The sequence below is a fragment of the Clostridium sp. HBUAS56010 genome (genome assembly GCF_007115105.1).
GTDB lineage: Bacteria > Bacillota > Clostridia > Lachnospirales > Lachnospiraceae > Lacrimispora.
This window is the reverse complement of sequence record NZ_SULJ01000002.1, coordinates 114098-132544: the sequence shown is the minus strand read 5'-3', so window position 1 is coordinate 132544 and position 18447 is coordinate 114098. Positions and strand designations below refer to the sequence as shown.

General features: G+C 44.4%; 15 protein-coding genes. 13 read left to right on the top strand and 2 right to left on the bottom strand.

Features of this window, described 5'->3' with window-relative positions; genetic code table 11:
* Positions 1 to 72: 72 nt before the first annotated feature.
* From FAY33_RS05200 to FAY33_RS05165, 9 genes are all read left to right on the top strand, one after another.
* Positions 73 to 1041, top strand: coding sequence for an ABC transporter permease subunit (locus FAY33_RS05200; RefSeq protein ID WP_143319720.1), 969 nt, complete (start codon positions 73 to 75; stop codon positions 1039 to 1041).
* Between the two features lie 14 nt (positions 1042 to 1055).
* Positions 1056 to 1958, top strand: coding sequence for a carbohydrate ABC transporter permease (locus FAY33_RS05195; RefSeq protein ID WP_143319719.1), 903 nt, complete (start codon positions 1056 to 1058; stop codon positions 1956 to 1958).
* A gap of 25 nt (positions 1959 to 1983) precedes the next feature.
* Entirely contained in the window at positions 1984 to 3558 is a 1575-nt protein-coding gene (locus tag FAY33_RS05190; RefSeq protein ID WP_143319718.1) for an extracellular solute-binding protein, read from the top strand.
* Positions 3527 to 3676 carry a hypothetical protein gene (locus FAY33_RS19285; RefSeq protein ID WP_185967499.1) on the top strand — a complete coding sequence of 50 codons (150 nt, stop codon included), beginning with the start codon at positions 3527 to 3529 and terminating at the stop codon, positions 3674 to 3676. Before FAY33_RS05190 ends, FAY33_RS19285 begins: the two co-directional genes overlap by 32 nt.
* The gene (locus tag FAY33_RS05185; protein WP_143319717.1) at positions 3663 to 6299 is read left to right on the top strand and encodes a hypothetical protein; all 2637 of its coding nucleotides are present in this window, start codon (positions 3663 to 3665) and stop codon (positions 6297 to 6299) included. The genes FAY33_RS19285 and FAY33_RS05185 overlap by 14 nt, the downstream gene beginning before the upstream one ends.
* A 24-nt stretch (positions 6300 to 6323) precedes the next feature.
* Positions 6324 to 9455 carry a GDSL-type esterase/lipase family protein gene (locus tag FAY33_RS20040; RefSeq protein ID WP_143319716.1) on the top strand — a complete coding sequence of 1044 codons (3132 nt, stop codon included), beginning with the start codon at positions 6324 to 6326 and terminating at the stop codon, positions 9453 to 9455.
* A gap of 19 nt (positions 9456 to 9474) precedes the next feature.
* Positions 9475 to 10524, top strand: a complete 1050-nt coding sequence (locus FAY33_RS05175; protein WP_143319715.1) for a glycoside hydrolase family 88 protein — start codon at positions 9475 to 9477, stop codon at positions 10522 to 10524.
* Complete coding sequence (locus tag FAY33_RS05170; RefSeq protein WP_143319714.1) at positions 10521 to 11345, top strand: polysaccharide deacetylase family protein; 825 nt, start codon at positions 10521 to 10523, stop codon at positions 11343 to 11345. Before FAY33_RS05175 ends, FAY33_RS05170 begins: the two co-directional genes overlap by 4 nt.
* 90 nt (positions 11346 to 11435) lie before the next feature.
* On the top strand, positions 11436 to 11747 hold the full coding sequence (locus FAY33_RS05165) for a hypothetical protein (RefSeq protein ID WP_143319713.1): 312 nt from the start codon (positions 11436 to 11438) through the stop codon (positions 11745 to 11747).
* Between the two features lie 79 nt (positions 11748 to 11826).
* Here FAY33_RS05165 and FAY33_RS05160 read toward each other — a convergent pair whose 3' ends face one another.
* Both FAY33_RS05160 and FAY33_RS05155 read right to left on the bottom strand, forming a co-directional pair.
* A complete protein-coding gene (locus FAY33_RS05160) occupies positions 11827 to 12390 on the bottom strand; it encodes a manganese efflux pump MntP family protein (RefSeq protein ID WP_143319712.1) in 564 nt (187 codons plus the stop codon).
* Positions 12391 to 12702: 312 nt separating this feature from the next.
* Complete coding sequence (locus tag FAY33_RS05155; protein ID WP_143319711.1) at positions 12703 to 13251, bottom strand: NYN domain-containing protein; 549 nt, start codon at positions 13249 to 13251, stop codon at positions 12703 to 12705.
* 592 nt (positions 13252 to 13843) lie between these two features.
* Here FAY33_RS05155 and aspS point away from each other — a divergent pair.
* The 4 genes from aspS to gatB are packed head-to-tail and all read left to right on the top strand — an operon-like array spanning position 13844 to position 18425.
* Complete coding sequence (gene aspS, locus FAY33_RS05150) at positions 13844 to 15175, top strand: aspartate--tRNA(Asn) ligase (protein ID WP_143319710.1); 1332 nt, start codon at positions 13844 to 13846, stop codon at positions 15173 to 15175.
* A 14-nt stretch (positions 15176 to 15189) separates the two neighbouring features.
* The gene (gatC, locus tag FAY33_RS05145; RefSeq protein WP_143319709.1) at positions 15190 to 15483 is read left to right on the top strand and encodes an Asp-tRNA(Asn)/Glu-tRNA(Gln) amidotransferase subunit GatC; all 294 of its coding nucleotides are present in this window, start codon (positions 15190 to 15192) and stop codon (positions 15481 to 15483) included.
* Positions 15484 to 15494: 11 nt separating this feature from the next.
* A complete protein-coding gene (gatA, locus tag FAY33_RS05140; RefSeq protein WP_143319708.1) occupies positions 15495 to 16991 on the top strand; it encodes an Asp-tRNA(Asn)/Glu-tRNA(Gln) amidotransferase subunit GatA in 1497 nt (498 codons plus the stop codon).
* A complete protein-coding gene (gene gatB / locus FAY33_RS05135) occupies positions 16992 to 18425 on the top strand; it encodes an Asp-tRNA(Asn)/Glu-tRNA(Gln) amidotransferase subunit GatB (RefSeq protein ID WP_143319707.1) in 1434 nt (477 codons plus the stop codon).
* Positions 18426 to 18447 lie beyond the last annotated feature (22 nt).

The following is an 18447-nucleotide window of genomic DNA, read 5'->3' as shown; positions in this document are numbered from 1 at the left end:
AAGTATGAGGTACGATAACTTCACAAACGGGGAGGAAATAAGAGAACCCAAAACAGTTGAGGAGGAGAGTGCATGAGTCAAAAATCATTATCTGGCGGACAACGGCCAAGAGCAGGAACGATAAAACATGCTGTGCAGGCCCATAAGTGGCTGTATATTATGATTATTCCTGGTGTGATTTATATGCTGGTTTTCAGTTATCTGCCAATGGGCGGGCTGGTTATGGCATTTCAGGAATTCAGCCCTTATAATGGGGACAGCATGTTGGGGGCATTTTTGCACAGTCCATTTGCAGGACTGTCTGTTTTTAGAAAGTTTTTTACAGGACCGGATTTTTTAAAGGTCCTGACCAATACCTTATCCATTTCCATTGCCAACCTGGTTTTTTATTTTCCGGCACCAATCATATTGGCTCTGCTGCTAAATGAAATCAAAAATATGGCATTCCGCAGAGTGGCGCAGACCATGGTATACATTCCGCATTTTATCTCTATGGTAATTGTAGCAGCGTTAACCGCTCAGTTATTCAGCACAACCGATGGATTGGTATATCACTGGCTGGTGGAAATTTTCGGAAGAAACCATGCACCGGATATTATGTCTAATCCCAAATTGTTTGTATCCATGATTGTTGGTCAGAGCATGTGGAAGGAAACCGGTTACGGAACCATTATTTTCCTTGCGGCATTATCCGGGGTTGATGTGCAGCTTTACGAGGCGGCAGAAGTAGACGGGGCAAACCGCTGGCAGAAGATGTGGCATATTACCCTTCCTGCAATCCGTTCTACCATTGTAATCATGCTGATTTTAAGAGTCGGAACAATTTTAAATACCGGATATGAGCAGATTTTTCTGATGCAGAATTCCATGAACCGGGGCGTATCCGATGTTTTTGACACTTATATCTATATGAAAGGTGTTGTAAATGGCAATTATTCTCTGGCAACGGCAGCGGGCATGTTCAAATCCTTAGTCAGCATGATTATGGTGCTTGGAGCTAACAAGCTTGCAAAGATGTTTGGGGAATCGGGATTTTATTGATGGGAGGGGTTTCAATGGCAAAAACGAAGACGTTAAAAATTAAACGAAGTCCTGGAGATCAGGCGGTGCAGGTTATTATTTATATATTTGTGGGTGCGTTTGCGCTGATCACACTGCTTCCTTTTGTATATATTGTTGCAGGTTCCTTTGCAACAGAGCGGGAATTGACGGAGCGGGCATTCTTTTTATTCCCCCGCACCCTTTCCTTAAACGCATATCAGTATATTTTCAAAACAGGTGATGCGATCAAGGGACTGCTCAATTCAGCAATTGTTACGATTGTAGGGGTTATCATTAATATGACTTTATCTGCCACCCTTGCCTATCCCCTTTCCAGACCCTATTTTAAAGGGAGAAGGTTCTTTACCAATATGGTAATTATTACCATGCTGTTTTCTGGAGGAATGGTACCCTCCTATATGCTGGTGGCAAATGTTCTTCATTTAAAAAATACATTCTGGGCATTGTGGCTTCCAGGAGCAATCAATCCCTTTAACATGATTATTATAAAGAATTATTTCCAGGGACTTCCCTCTGAACTTGAAGAGGCTGCCAGAATGGATGGCTGTAATGATGCCCAGACATTTATTAAGATTATTCTGCCTCTTTCCAAGCCGGTTCTTGCCAGCGTTGCTTTATTTTATGCAGTTACCCATTGGAATTCTTATTTCAATGCAATGATGTATATCTCTGACAGTTCCAAGGAAGTGATTCAGATTGTATTAAGAAGAATTATTTTTCTCACATCCAGTGTTGCCAATGACAGTGGATTTGACTGGGGCGCATTTGGAATGCCGCCTCAAAAAGCAGTAAAGATGGCGACAACTGTGGTTGCCACCGTACCGATTCTGCTGATTTACCCTTTTGTTCAGAAGTACTTTACGCAGGGCGTTATGGTTGGCTCTGTAAAAGGATAAATAAAATTGTTAAAGGAGAAGTGTTATGATGAAAAAGGTATGGAAAAAAGCAATGGCAGTCACTCTTGCAGGTTCCATGGTAATTCTTGCGGGGTGCGGGACAAAAACAGGGGGAGCGTCTTCCCAAACGGAATCGGGGGCTTCATCAGGGGCTGGTGATGGAAAACCCACGGTTTCCATTATGGCACCCCAGTTTTATGGGACAGAACTGAAAAATGACCATTCAGATGAAGTAATTAAACGATACGAGGAACATACGGCAACCCATGTGGACTGGAGATGGGAGGCAAACGATACCTATAAAGAAAAGCTGGGGCTTGTTCTGATGGATAAGGACAATATGCCAATGATTGTGACGGGAAGCGGGGATATGACTGCCAATGTAGTGGATGCAGCTAAAAAAGGCGCTTTCTGGGATTTGACAGAATACTTAAAGGACACAGAGAGTTATCCCAATCTGTCAAAGGCTGATCCAAATGTATTAAAGGCAGTAACCGTAGACGGAAAGGTTATTGCATTATACCGGGCAAGAGAGATTGGACGGTATGGTTTTTCCTATCGTACAGACTGGGCGGAAAAAGTGGGGATTACAGAAGAGCCAAAGACCGTTGAGGATGTCTATAACATGCTTTATAAATTTACCTACGAAGATCCTGACGGCAATGGAAAAGACGATACCTATGGCCTTGAGATGACCAAATATGTGGGACCTCTTGATATTATGCAGACCTGGTTTGGAACCGGCAATAAGTGGGTAGAGGAAGATGGGAAACTGATTCCGGTTCATCAGACCAAAGAGTATAAGGAAGCACTAAAATGGATGAAAAAGATCTATGATGACGGTCTGATCCGCAAAGACTGGGCAACCGTAGATTCCGGAACCTTTGGTGATGCAGTGAAAAAAGGGGAAGCAGGTGCATTCATTGATGTTATGGACGGAGGAAAAAGAATCTGGAATTATTATATCCAGAATGATGTAAGGTCTGTTGTAGAGCCGGATAAGATTGCAACCATGACTCTTGTGGGTCCGGTTGAGGGGAAAACTCTTGCAACCAGCGGATTTAACGGCTATTACCTGATCACAAAGGCAGGAGCAAAAACAGAAGAAGATGTGAAGAATTGTCTTCATTTTCTGGATAAAATGTGTGATGATGAAATGCTTGTGTTAGCAGATTATGGTCTTGAGGGTGTTACTTACGATATGTCTGATGCCGGGAAAGTTGTGATGAGAAACCAGTTGGAGGTACAGCAGACACCTCATGTGGGATTGAATTCAGCCATTGCCTATATTCCCAATCTGACTTCCACCAATCCGGAGTTAGATAAACTGGAGAGCACCATTGCCCAGGATGAAGCAATTGCAAGAAATAAAAAAGTGGCAATCTTTAATCCCGCACTGGGCTATCTGGCAAATTCCAGCGTGAATGCAGAGGTAGGTACTGATATCGAACAGATCATTGACGATGCAAGAACCCAGTATATCTGCGGTCAGATTGATGATGCAGGCTTTGAGGCAGCAGCAAAGCAGTGGTTAGACCGGGGCGGTGACAGACTGGTGAAAGAAATCAATGAATTATATCAGCAGGATACTGCGAAGTAGTAAAAAGAAAGGCGGTGCGTACTCTTTGCAGGAGCGGTACCGCCTCTCCTTATTTTCCAACAGCATGAATCAGACAGCGGCATCAGGCGCAGAGGGAGGAAAACGTGAAACTGCATAATCTGGCAGACAGGCAAAAAAAAGGATATACTACATGGGGGTGTATGTGGAAACAGGGGCAGTGCAAGGAGGATACAAAATACATTCTACAGGATAATATGGGGCAGATTGTGCCCATGCAGTCCAGAATCACGGCATACTGGCCGGACAGAACCATAAAATGGACGGCTCATACGGCTTGCGGGGATCATTTGACAGAAGAAATTGAGGTTCTTCCGGTAACGTGCACAGGAGGCAAAGAAAGAGAATCCCGGTTTTCTCTAAAAATAAAGGAAGATGGACCAGGCTATGTGATCGAGGCAGGAACATTAGAAATTCACATTCCAGGTCCCGGAGATTGTCTTTTTGACCGCATTCTATCGGAGGGAAAGGTTCGGGCATCCGGGGGCTGTCCGGTTCTTCTGCTGGAAGAACCAGTGATTGTTGACGGAGCAAAGGCAAAAGTGGAAAAAGAATACCGGGGCATGGTGGAAAAGGTGACTCTGGAAGAAAAAGGACCGCTGCAGGCGGTTGTGAAATACCAGGGCTGTCATATTTCAGACTCAGGGGAAAAGAAGATTCCCTTTATCATCCGCATGAATGTGGGGCTTGACAGCAGGGAACTTTCTTTTACCCATACTTTTTTATATGATGGAGAGGAAGAACGGGATTATTTAAAAGGAATCGGTCTTTTGTTTCGGGTGCCGTTAGCCGGTGCCATGTATAACCGCCATGTAATGTTTGAAGGAGATCATGGGGTGTTTCATGAAACAATGGCAGAACTTTTAACCTGGCGTCCCAGGGTTCCGGAGGAGCTTTATCAGGCGCAGATAAATGGAGTGCCTCTTGAATTAGATGAAAAGGACAGAGAGATTGTAGAAACGGTTATGAAAGATATGCCTTTCTGGGATGAGTATGATCTATGTCAGGATAGTCCCAGCCACTTTCGGATAAAGAAGAAGACCGATTATTCAAGTGGGTGTTATCTGGACTGCCTTCATGGACATCGAACAAAGGGGGGAGCCGCTTTTGGCACGGAAAATGGAAGCGTCGCCTGTTCCATCCGGGATTTCTGGCAGACTTACCCATCAGGCTATACCATAAAAGGACTGACAAAGCAGGAAGCGGAAGCGGTAATCTGGTTATACAGTCCAGGCGGAGAAACCATGGATTTCAGACACTATGCGGACCGGGGCTACAACCAGGTTTATTACGAAGGATATGACTATAAAGGGGCAACTCCTTATGGAATCGCCTCCACCAGCCAGTATTCCATAGCTTTCTTTGATAGTCTGATTCCGTCGGAAGAGGAGCTGCTGCAGTTTTCTGATGGTGTTGAGCATCCGGCGCAGTACGTTGGGACACCTGAATTTTACCATGAAAACCGGGCATTCGGATATTGGTCTTTGCCGGAAGAGAATACGGAAATGGAGCGCTGGCTGGAGCAGCAGCTTAACCAGGCCGTTGATTTTTACAGGGCAGAAGTGGAGCAGAGAAACTGGTATGGTCTTTTTAATTATGGTGATTTCATGCACACTTATGATAAGGTACGCCACCAGTGGCGTTATGATATGGGGGGATATGCCTGGGATAATACGGAACTGGTTCCCACCCTGTGGCTGTGGCTTTCCTTTCTCCGGTCAGGCAGAGCGGATATTTTCTCCCTTGCAGAGCGGCTTACACGTCATGCCTCCGAAGTGGATGTATACCATATGGGGAAATACAAAGGGCTGGGTTCCCGTCATAATGTCCGGCACTGGGGCTGTCCCTGTAAGGAAGCACGCATTGCCATGGCAGCCCATCACCGGTATTATTACTATCTGACAGGAGATCACCGGCTGGAGGATATTTTTGATGAATTAAAAGAGAATGAACAGACTTTTTTCCAGAAAGATCCTCTTGCAGATTTTTACGACAAAAGTGAAATGGTCTATAAAAGTCATGCAAGAAGCGGTCCTGACTGGTCTTCTCTTTGTTCCAACTGGCTGACCCAGTGGGAGAGGTTTCACGATGAAAAATATTTAAAGAAGATGAAAGTAGGAATGGAGGATATAAAAAAGGCTCCGTTAAAACTGATATCCGGTCCTGATTTTGAATTTGATCCGGACACGGTTCATCTCCGCTACATTGGAGAACGAGCGGCTGGAGGAACCCATTTACAGATCTGCATGGGAGCACCGCAGATATTTATGGAAATGGCGGATCTGACGGGAGATGAAGAGTGGAAACAGATGATGGCGGATTATGGCAGATTCTATTATCTTCCCCGGGAACAGCAGGTAAAAGAATCAAGGGGGCTGATTGGAGACCGGGAATTTTCGCTTCCCTTTATGGCAGCAACCATGGGAGCGTACGGTGCCTGGTATAGAAATGATAATAGTCTGGCAAAAACCACCTGGTGCCATCTGATCCATACGCTTCTTTGTGAAGAAAATCACAATGGTTTTCTTCCCTTCATTCAGCAAAATAAGGGAAATAAGAAGGAGCTTTCTGAGATTCCGTGGATCAGTACTAATTTTGCCGCCCAGTGGTGTCTGAATGTGATCTGTGTGCTGGATTTTATCAGAGACCATCTTCCTGAAACATTAGAAGAAGCAGATGAACTGGTTGCAGCCATGCCAAAAGGAAGTTTCCGGAAAGCATAAAGCCAGAAAAGACGGAGGAGAGACATGATTTATATTGTATCCATAAACAGAGAAAGCGTCACCATCGGCTGGGAATTGCCGGAAGATGCCGTTGCAGCAAGAATCTACTGGTCAGACCGGGAAACAGCTTGGGAAAATTACCGTTATCTCGGAGAGATTTCAGAAGAGAAGAAGCAGAAGTTCTGTCTGAAAAAGTCAACCCATATTCCTCATTATCTAAAGGTTGTTTTTGTGGATAAAGAGGAAAAGAAAGTACAGGAAGAGACACTTATATCACCAGTTCATTACATGTTAGAGGAACAGCTGGAGACACTGAACCGGGGGCTGGTGGCAGTAAAAACAAAGCAGGGAATCTTTTTAAGCTGGCGTTTCTTTGTAACAGAAGTAACAGGATTTGATCAGAAGCTGGGTGGACTGACCGGTGTAAACTTTAAGGTATACCGGGATGGAGTGCTGATTGGAATGGTTTCAGACAGTACCAATTATCTGGATAAAGAGGGCAGCGATAAATCTGCATATCAGGTGGCTGCCGTAATTGGAGAAAAAGAGGAATTTGCCTGTGAAGCTGTAAATATCTGGGATCAGGGCTATCTGGACCTTTCTCTGAGAAAACCGGAAGATGGGGTGACTCCAAACGGAGAAGTCTACACGTATTCTGCCAATGACATGTCGGTAGCAGATGTAGATGGAGACGGGGATTATGAGTACTTTGTAAAATGGGATCCGTCAAATTCTCAGGATGTCTCCATAAAAGGTTATACCGGTCCCTGTTATATTGATTGTTATAAACTGGATGGAAGACTGCTGTGGCGTCTGGACATGGGACCTAACATCCGGGCAGGTGCCCATTACACCCAGTTTATGTGCTATGATTTTAACGGAGATGGGAAAGCGGAGATGGCGTTAAAGACAGCTCCCGGAACCCGTATGACAAGGTTTGATGAGGCTGGAAATGTGCGAGATACATATTTTATTACCATGCCGGAAGAGGACTTAAAGAAAGGATACAGCCATAATGATTCCTATGTATCCAGTGCATCTGATTATCGCTCCCATTTAATCAAAATGTTCGGTAACTGGCAGGACCATCCGGAAGTAAAACAAGGGCATTGGCCAAAGACGTTAGAGGAATGTTTTCAGATTCCTGCCATGGCTTCCTACCCTCTCTCAAAAGAAGATGCAGGCAGTCTGGCAGATTATTTTCTTGATGTCTATGCCCCCGGCAAAAGTCCCAGAAACAGACTTCGGGAATTTGACGGATTTATCTATGAGGGCCCGGAATATTTAACCATGTTTTCAGGTGACGGAAAAGAGATGGAAACTATTCCTTTCCCTTTCTTACGGGAAGATGACGGGCTTTTATGGGGAGATTATGCGGGAAAAAGAATCGAACCCTGTAACCGTTCAGATCGGTTTTTATCCGCAGTTGCTTATCTGGATGGAAAGCGTCCTTACCTGGTTGTCTGCCGGGGATATTATACCCGGTCGGCTGTGGCTGCTTACCAGTTTTTTGAGAATCGTTTTCAACAGGTGTGGTCTGCTGACAGTGGATTTGTTCCCATGAATAATCCTTTTAATGATACACTTGGGGCGGAAGATGGAACTGATCCGGTCTATGGTGCACTGGCAGGACAGGGCAATCATTCAGTAGCAATCTGCGATGTAGACGGGGACGGCTGTATGGAGATTATCTACGGCGGTGCCTGCATTGACCATGACGGAAATCTGCTTTACAGTTCCAAAGACAGGCTGCCGGACGGGAGAGAGGCAAAGCTGGGACATGGCGATGCCATGCACGCAGCCGACATTGACCCGGACCGGCCAGGTTATGAGATCTTTAACGTATTTGAAGGCGCAGAGCATGCTCCCTATGGCTATGCACTTCGTGACGGGGAGAGCGGAGCCGTGCTTTTTGGAACGTATGCCGAAACAGATTTAGGACGTTGTATGATTGGAGATATTAACCCTCAGGTAAGAGGATTACAGTGCTGGATCAATGGTGTGGGAACCTATGACTGTCACGGAAATCTGATCAAAAAGGAAACTCTGGGAACCAACATGTCCATTCGGTGGGCAGGAGATTTAACCACTCAGATTACAGATGGTGAGGATTATTTAAAGCAGCATCCCACTGGAGTAATCCGGGATTTTATCCATGGGATTATGCTGACGCCAAAGGATACAAAAACCAATAACGGCACAAAGGGGAATCCCTGTCTGGTGGCAGATATCTTTGGAGATTTCCGGGAAGAAATTCTTCTTCGCACAGAGGACAGTCAGGCTATCCGTATCTATACCAATACGGAGGTCACCGATCATAAACTCTTTACTCTCATGCAGGATGCCCAGTACCGCTGTGGAGTCGCCTGGCAGAATAATTGTTACAACCAGCCCTGTTACCCCAGATTCTATTACGCTTCTGACATGGAATTTGACCGGGTTCTCCCTTATATGAAGAGAAAAATCGTGGTGCATCTGGCAGGAGATTCCATCAGCCAGACCGCATCCAGGGAGGAATCTCCAAGAACCGGACTGGGAGAGAAATTAATAAAGTATCTGGACCCGGGAAACAGGTATCAGATAAAAAAAGAGGAAAATTCTTCTTTTTCCAACCAGGTGCGCTACGAAAGCAGACATCTTGTTGTTAATAACTGTGCCATGGCAGGTCGTTCTTCCAGAAGTTTTATAGAAGAAGGCAGGCTGGAGGAAATGGAAAAGCAGCTAAGATGGGGAGATTATCTTCTGATTCAGTTTGGGCATAACGATGCGTCAAAGGAGAAGCCGGAACGGTATGTACCTGTTTCTGAGTTTTCGTGGTATCTGAACCAGTATGTCCAGGCAGCCAGGAAGCAAGGCTCTATTCCAGTTCTTCTTGCTCCGGTCTGTCTATGTCCCTGCAAGGACAATGAAGAGGGAGAAAAGGGCAGGATAAACCGCCTTCTTCCTGATTATACAGAGGCAATGAGGGCTTATGCCCAAAGGGAACAGGTTCTTTTTGTGGATATGTATGCCATAACAAAGAAATGTTGTGAAAAAGCCGGAGAAAAACAGGCGAGAGAATTTTATCTGGAAGACCTTGTTCATCTTTCGGAAAAAGGTGCGAATAAGTATGCCGGCTTATTGGCAGAACAGCTAAAATCACTTATAATAGAATAAAAATATGGAGGTATAGCAGATGGGGAAGCTTACATTTGACAGAGTGCAGATGGAAGATGCCATAGACCGGATTTTTGAGAGAACCAAGCGGATGGACCTGTCCTGGGACTGGCCATGTGGTGTGGCATATTATGGGCTGGCAGAAGCCTATGAGATCACAAAAAAGAAAGAGTATCTGGATTTCTTAAAAGACCGGGTGGATGAATTAATGGAGCTGGGGCTTCCGGTGTGGACGGTCAATACCTGTGCCATGGGGCATTGCCTGATCACTCTTTATGAAGCTACAGGAGAAGAAAAATACATGGATGTCATTCAATCCAAAGTTGCGTATTTAAGGCAGGAAGCTCTGCGGTTCGCAGATCAGGTGCTCCAGCACACCGTATCTGCTTCCAATGATTTTCCGGAACAGTGCTGGGCTGACACCCTGTTTATGGCTGCATTTTTTCTTCTCCGGGTAGGCGTTATGACCAAAGACGGGGATCTGATTAAAGATGCTTTAAACCAGTATTACTGGCACATCCAGTATCTCCAGAATGAAAAGACCGGGTTGTGGTATCATGGCTATAATCATATGACAAAAGATCATATGTCCGGTTTTTACTGGGGAAGGGCGAATTGCTGGGCGGCCTATACCATGAGTAAGGTGGGGCATATTTTACCAGAGTGCTATCTCTATCCGGAGTATCTGGAAATTGTCGGCAGTTTAAATGAACAGCTTTCTGCTTTAAAGCAATTGCAGACAGAAAACGGTCTGTGGAGAACCATTCTTGATGATGAAGAATCCTATGAGGAATTGTCAGCTTCTGCAGGGATTGCAGCAGCCATGACCATAAAAGGGAATCCCCTTCATATCAAATACATCAATAAGTCTATAAAAGGAGTGCTCTCCCATGTGGATACCGACGGGAGACTGACCGACGTATCCGGCGGAACAGCGGTGATGAAGGACCGGGACGGATACCGGAATATTTCGAAGAAATGGATTCAGGGGTGGGGACAGGGAATGGCTCTGGCATTCTTTGCCGCCGTCTTAAATTTTGAAAATGTTGCAGGAGATGGTGCATTATGACAGATCAATTAAAAAACATATATATCTGTTTTCCAGAGGGAAAACATAAGGTTCTTACCATGAGTTATGATGATGGAAGAGTGGAAGACAGACGGCTGGTAGATATCATGAATGCCAATGGAATCAAGGGTACTTTCCACATTAATTCAGGTCTGTCGGATCTTGAAAACAGGCTGAAGCCAGAGGAGTGGAGTACCGTGTACAAAGGGCATGAGATTTCCTGCCATACCGTGCTTCACCCCACCATTGCCAGGTGTCCTCTCCCCCAGGTGGCGCTGCAGATTTTAGAAGACCGGAGAGCACTGGAACGGGTGGCTGGATATCCGGTCAGAGGAATGTCCTATCCAAACGGTTCTTATACAAAAGAAATTGTGGATATGCTTCCAGGGCTTGGCATTGAATACTGCAGGGTCGTAGGCAGTACCGATGGGTTTGAAATGCCGGAGAATTATCTGGAGTGGAAATCCACCTGTCATCACAACCACAATCTACTGGAAAACGGAAAACGTTTTATTGAGCTGTTTAAAACCCAGTACCTCTATATGATGTATGTGTGGGGACACAGTTTTGAATTTCCAAGAGATAATAACTGGGAATTAATGGAGGAATTCTGCCGAATGGCAGGAGGAAGAGATGATATCTGGTATGCCACCAATATTGAAATCGTGGATTATATGAAGGCAGCGGCCAATTTGAAATTTTCCATTGATAGCTCCATGGTATATAATCCTTCGGCCTCCAGTGTGTGGATCAGTGTAGACAACACCCAGATAGAAATTCCCGGAGGAACGCAGGTAAATCTGCCGGAATGCGGACATTAATTTTCAATCATAAAATAAAAGTAAGATGTTTACATTTCTTCTTTTTTATGGTATACAACTACAAAAGAGTAGAAAGGAGAATGCAAAACAATGAATACAGTTACAACAATTATTTTATGTATAGCAATTATAGCAATTGCGATGTTTGTTTTCAGTCTGTATAGTAAATTGCTTGGCACCATTACCCAGAACAGCATTCGAAAGAGAATTGCAAAGGGAAAGATCAATGACAAGCAGTTGATGAATCTTTATAAAGCCTCCGAGCGGGGACGCAGAAGTAAAATACTGGCAATCTTTATGTATGGAATCTTTTACAGCTCATTTTTAAAGATGCAGGAAGGCACTTATCTGTTATACCGTGATGAGATGGAGCGCAGAGGTTTATTAGAAAAAGCAAGCTGATCGTACATAGAAGGGCAGGCAGTTTTATTTAGCCATGTCCTTCTTTTTTTGTTTCAGGAAACCGGATCAGACCAGAAATTTATTCCCATAACGTCTGTTCCAACAAAATTTTTGTTCCCATCAGTATTAGAATCGCGCCTCCAAAAAATTCAGCCTTTGATTTAAACCGGATGCCAAATAAATTCCCTATCTTTACCCCAAGGACAGAAAAGAGAAACGAAGTAAGACCAATAATAAAAATAGAGGAAATAATGTGAACTTTAAGAAACGAGAAGGTAACCCCTACCGCCAGTGCATCAATGCTGGTAGCGAGGGCGAGCATAATCATCTGTCCCGGCTCCAGGGAACAGTTGACACAGTCTTCCAGGTCAGAACAAAACGATTCTTTCATCATATTGATTCCAATGCCTGCAAGAAGAATGAAAATGATCCACTGGTCAAAGACGGCAATCACATCTTTAAACTGAGAACCTAGAATATATCCGAGAAAAGGCATTGCCGATTGGAAACCGCCAAAGTAAATTCCGATTACCAGTGCATGTTTCCAACTCATTTTTGACAGGCTGAGACCCTTGCATACAGCAACTGCAAAGGCATCCATGGAAACACCGGTGGCGATCAGGAAAAGTTCGATTAAGGTCATGATGAAGATGGACTCCTGGGAGGATTTATTAAGTATATGCTTTTTTTTGAGGGGGTAGAACGAGGGGAGGGGGAGGGAAAAAGGCGGTGGGGAGGAGAGAGGGGAAATGGTTTCGGCAGGGAGGGTTACTAAGAACAAAAGAGCACAGAAAACATGGGATCGGAAACACTTCGTCCGAATTTCTGAAAGAAATTCGCACTCCGGGTTTCCTTGAGGAATTGGCTTGGAAGCCAATCCTCACCCATGTTTTCTGCACCCGTTTGTTCTAAGTAACTCTAACCCTGCCTGCAAAATCTTCCCTCTCTCCTCCCCTCATTTTTTTCCTTTCCCCTTATTTCCCCCCTTTCCCTTATTCAACCGAATCCCTTCCAGATATTCAAACAATTCCGGGTCTACATGATCAAAGAGCCAGTTTTTCTGGGAGGGCATTCGTTCCAGGTGTTCTTTTTTTATCTCGGAATTAGTCTCATCAATCTCTTTTTTTAAATCTCTTGCGGATAGTCTGGTACATCCTTTTCCCAGAATGATAATCTGTTCCAGTTTATCGGAAGTTGCTACCCGTACCTGATATTGTCTGCCGATCTGCTGGCTGACTTTTTCAATATACTGGTCTGCAGTTTCTGCTTCTTTTGTAAAAATTACATGGATGTTATGGTATTCTATAACTGTTCCTGGATTTCCTTTGACTTTATAACCGTCGAAGACCAGAATCACTTTGCATTTTTTATAACCCTGATAATTACAGAGAATATCCTGAAGCTTTGTTCTGGCGGAGTCCATGTTGGTCCCTGCAAGCTCTTTTAATTCAGGCCAGGCAAATATGATGTTGTAGCCATCTACCAGAAGATAATCAAAACCCATTGGACGCTCACCTCAGTCTTATAATTCGTATTAAAAAATTGTAACCGTTTCGACAAGAAAAGTCAACATGGGGGTATTTGGAGAGCATAGTTCATCCTTTTTTTGAAAATAATTCTTGCAGGATAAAAAAGATTGTGATATTATAAGTGAAATTCATTGTGATGAAGTGATAAATTATTTAAAAACAGGGAATCATACATCACAGAATTGAAAATCAGATATAAAAAAGGCAGAGAAGGAGACTCTGGCCTATGGACCTCGACAGGAAGAGGGCGTCACCGACTGAGAGCGCCGTCATGTGGGACTTGGCTATGGGAACACTCCGGAGCCGGTAGATCGAAGCGGCCGGAATTTTATTATTCCGGTGTCATGGGTAGATTTATCCGTAAGCATGCGTTAAATGTCAGAGTGGAGAGATATGTCCTTTTGCATATGTCTCAATGCGGGTGGTACCGCGGGAACTTATAGCCATATAAATCCCGTCCCGGAATATGTAACTGTATTCCGGGACGGGATATTTTTATTGTAAAAATCCTTTTCTCCGGAATCAAAGCAATTACATTTACACACAACCAGGTAAGGAGAAAGAAAGATGGAATTTATCAAAGGTGTGAAACAAAAGGAAACGGTAGGAATTATGGAGATCTGTTCCGGTGATTATGAAGGAAAGACCGTTCAGATGGAAGGCAGTGTCCATACCATCAGGGATATGGGAGATGTGGCATTTGTCATTCTGCGTAAGGCAGAGGGGCTTGTACAGTGTGTGTTTGAAGAAGGAAAGACAGCATTTGATTTAAGTCTTTTGAAAGAAGAATCGGCTATCCGGGTTACCGGAATGGTTTCGAAGGAGGATCGTGCGCCCCGCGGATTTGAACTGCGTCTGACAGCCATTGAAGTATTATCCCAGCCGGCAGAGGTGATGCCCATTGCCATCAGCAAATGGAAATTAAACACCTCACTTGAAACAAAGCTGGCGCTGCGTCCCATTACATTAAGGAATCCCATGGAACGGGCAAAGTTTAAGATTCAGGAGGGAATTGTACGGGGATTTCGGGATTTCCTGCATAAACAGGGATTTACGGAGATTCGCACACCTAAGATTGTAGCACGGGGAGCAGAAGGCGGTTCCAATGTATTCAAACTGGATTATTTTAATAAAAAAGCAGAACTGGGGCAAAGCCCTCAGTTTTATAAACAGACCATGGTCGGAGTCTATGACAGGGTATTTGAGGTGGCACCGGTATTTCGTGCGGAAAAGCATAATACTACAAGACATCTGAATGAATACACCAGTATGGACTTTGAGATGGGATATATTGACGGGTTTGAGGAGATCATGGAAATGGAGGCTGGTATGCTAAAGTATACCTTTGCCTTACTTTCGAAAGAGTATGAACAGGAATTAAAGATGTTAAAAGTGGATCTTCCGGATGTATCTGCGATTCCGGCTGTCCGCTTTGATGAGGCAAAAGAACTGGTTTCCCAAAAGTATGACAGAAAGATTCGTAATCCTTATGATCTGGAGCCGGAAGAGGAAGCGTTGATCGGAAGATATTTTAAAGAGGAATGCGGAAGTGATTTCGTATTTGTTACCCATTATCAGTCGAAAAAACGTCCTTTTTATGCCATGGATGATCCGGCTGATAACAGGTTTACTTTAAGCTTTGATTTACTGTTTAAGGGACTTGAGATTACCACAGGCGGACAGAGAATCCATGATTATGACACCATAATTAAGAAAATGGAGTCAAGAGGTATGAACCCGGAGGATATCTCTTCCTATTTAATGATCTTTCAGTACGGTATGCCTCCTCATGGAGGGCTGGGAATTGGTTTAGAGCGTCTGACCATGCGGCTTCTTGATGAAGCAAATGTAAGGGAAACTACGTTGTTTCCAAGAGATGTAACAAGACTGGAACCATAGAAGGAGGTTAAAGTATGGGACACATAATTGACGATGAAACCATTGAGTACGTTGGAATTCTGGCAAAGCTGGAATTAAAGGAAGAAGAACGGGAAGCTGCCAAGAAAGATATGGGGCGGATGTTAGATTATATTGATAAATTGAATGAGCTGGATACAGACAATGTAAAACCCGTATCCCATGTATTTCCGGTGCACAATGTTTTCCGGGAAGATGTGGTGGAGCATGGTGATGACAGAGAGAACATCTTAAAGAATGCTCCTGAGAAAAAAGACGGAGCCTTTAAGGTACCAAAGACAGTGGAATAGGGGGAAATCAAATGACACAACAGGAAATATTGTCCCTGACCGCAGTAGGTCTTGGAAAGAAAATAAAAGACGGAGCAGTAACCTCTGTGGAAGCGGTAAAGGCTGTACTGGAGCAGATGAAAGCCATGGAGCCGGAACTGAACAGTTTTGTAACCATCGACGAAGCATATGCTCTTGCTCAGGCCAAAGAAGTCCAGAAACGGATTGAAGCCGGAGAGCTTAACGGACCTTTAGCCGGTGTTCCGGTTGCAATAAAAGATAATATCTGCGTGGAAGGAATGAAAACCACCTGCAGTTCTAAGATTCTGGAAGAGTTTGTTCCTACTTATACCGCACAGGCAGTGGAAAATTTGATTCAGGCAGGAGCGGTTATTCTTGGTAAAACCAATATGGATGAATTTGCCATGGGAAGTACGACAGAGACTTCCGCTTTTGGAGTCACAAAAAACCCATGGAATACCAATCATGTTCCGGGAGGCTCATCCGGCGGTTCCTGTACAGCAGTGGCAGGAGCAGAATGTTTTTACGCACTGGGATCTGATACCGGCGGTTCCATCAGACAGCCTGCCTCTTACTGCGGTGTAACAGGGTTAAAGCCAACCTATGGAACCGTTTCCCGTTATGGACTGGTGGCTTATGGATCATCTCTGGATCAGATCGGACCAATCGCAAAGGATGTAACAGACTGTGCGGCAATTTTAGAGGTTTTGGCTTCCTATGACAAAAAGGACAGCACTTCTGTAGAATGTGAAGATTACCAGTTTACCAAAGCTTTGACCGGAGATGTAAAAGGGCTGAGAGTGGGAATTCCAGGTGATTATCTGCGGGAAGGTCTTAATGAGGAAGTGAAGGAAACCATTTTCCGGGCAGCCAGGGTGCTGGAAGAACAAGGGGCTGTTGTAGAAACCTTTGATCTTGGTATGGTAGAGTTTGCCATTCCGGCTTATTATGTGATTGCATCTGCAGAAGCAAGCTCCAACTTATCCCGGTTTGACGGGGTGAAGTACGGTTATCGTGCCAAAGATTACGAAGGACTTCATGGTATGTATAAAAAAACCCGTTCCCAGGGATTTGGACCGGAAGTAAAACGACGGATCATGTTGGGATCTTTTGTGCTTAGTTCTGGCTATTATGATGCTTATTATTTGAAAGCACTGAAGACAAAGGCACTGATTAAAAAGGCATTTGATGATGCCTTTGCAAAATATGATGTAATTCTTGGACCGGTTGCTCCCACAACTGCTCCCAGGCTTTCCGAAAGTCTGACGGATCCGCTTAAGATGTATTTAGGAGATATTTATACCATTTCCGTTAATTTAGCCGGGCTTCCAGGACTTTCTGTGCCATTTGGTAAAGACAGCAAAGGGCTGCCCATCGGTGTACAGTTAATTGGTGACTGTTTCAAAGAAAAGACCATTCTTTCAGCCGGTTATGCGCTGGAGCAGGGAAGATCTTATGAGATGGCGCCCATGGCAATGGATGCGATCTCCGGAAGGGAGGAGAAGTAAATGAGTAAACAATATGAAATCGTTATCGGTCTGGAAGTTCATGTGGAACTTGCCACCAAAACAAAGATCTTCTGCTCCTGTTCCACAGAGTTTGGAGGAGCACCCAATACCCATACCTGTCCGGTATGTACCGGAATGCCCGGGTCCCTGCCTGTTTTAAATAAGCAGGTGGTGGAGTATGCTCTTGCAGTAGGGCTTGCAGCAAATTGTGAGATAAACCAGTACTGCAAGTTTGACCGAAAGAATTATTTCTATCCCGATAATCCACAGAACTATCAGATATCCCAGCTCTATCTTCCGATCTGTCATGACGGATATGTGGAGATTGATACGGCAGCAGGAAAAAAGAAGATTGGTATTCATGAGATTCATATGGAAGAAGATGCGGGAAAGTTGATTCACGACGAATGGGAAGACTGTTCCCTGGTGGATTTTAACCGAAGCGGAGTTCCTTTAATTGAGATCGTTTCCGAGCCGGATATGAGAAGTGCAGAAGAAGTGATTGCTTATCTGGAAAAATTAAGGCTGATCATTCAGTACCTGGGAGCTTCGGACTGTAAGCTTCAGGAAGGTTCCATGAGAGCAGATGTGAACTTATCGGTACGGGAAGCAGGAGCAAAAGAGTTTGGAACCAGAACAGAGATGAAAAACTTAAACTCCTTTAAGGCAATTGCCAGAGCAATTGAAGGGGAGAGAAAGCGTCAGATCGAATTGATTGAGGAAGGAAAACAAATCGTCCAGGAAACCAGAAGATGGGATGATAATAAGGAGTCTTCTTATGCCATGCGTTCCAAAGAAGATGCAAAGGATTACCGTTATTTCCCTGACCCGGACCTGCCGCCGATTGTAATCAGCGATGAGTGGATTGAAACCATCCGCTCCAGACAGCCTGAACTTCGAACGGAGAAGATGAAACGGTATCAGGAGGAATATCTTCTTTCGGAATACGATGCAGACATTATTACTGGTTCCAAGCACATGGCGGATCTTTTTGAGGCGGTTACGGCTCTTGGTGGCAAGGCAAAAGAGGCGGCAAACTGGCTGATGGTGGAAGGGATGCGTCTGTTAAAGGAGCATGAGATGGAACCGGAAAATATGTCTTTTTCCCCGGAAAACCTTGCAAAATTGATTCAGTTAGTGGATAATGGAACCATTAACCGAACCGTGGGAAAAGAAGTGTTTGAGAAGATTTTCTCAGAAGATGTTGATCCGGAGCAGTATGTGGAGGAACATGGACTAAAGGTAGTCAATGATGAAGGTGCACTTCGCACTGCCATTGAAGCCATCGTGAATGCCAATCCTCAGTCTGTGGAAGATTTCCACAATGGAAAAGAAAAGGCAATGGGATTTTTGGTTGGCCAGACCATGCGGTCCATGAAAGGAAAAGCTGATCCGGCGGCAGTCAACCGGATTATAAAGGAACTGCTGGGTTAATGGAGTCTATATGAGGAGGATA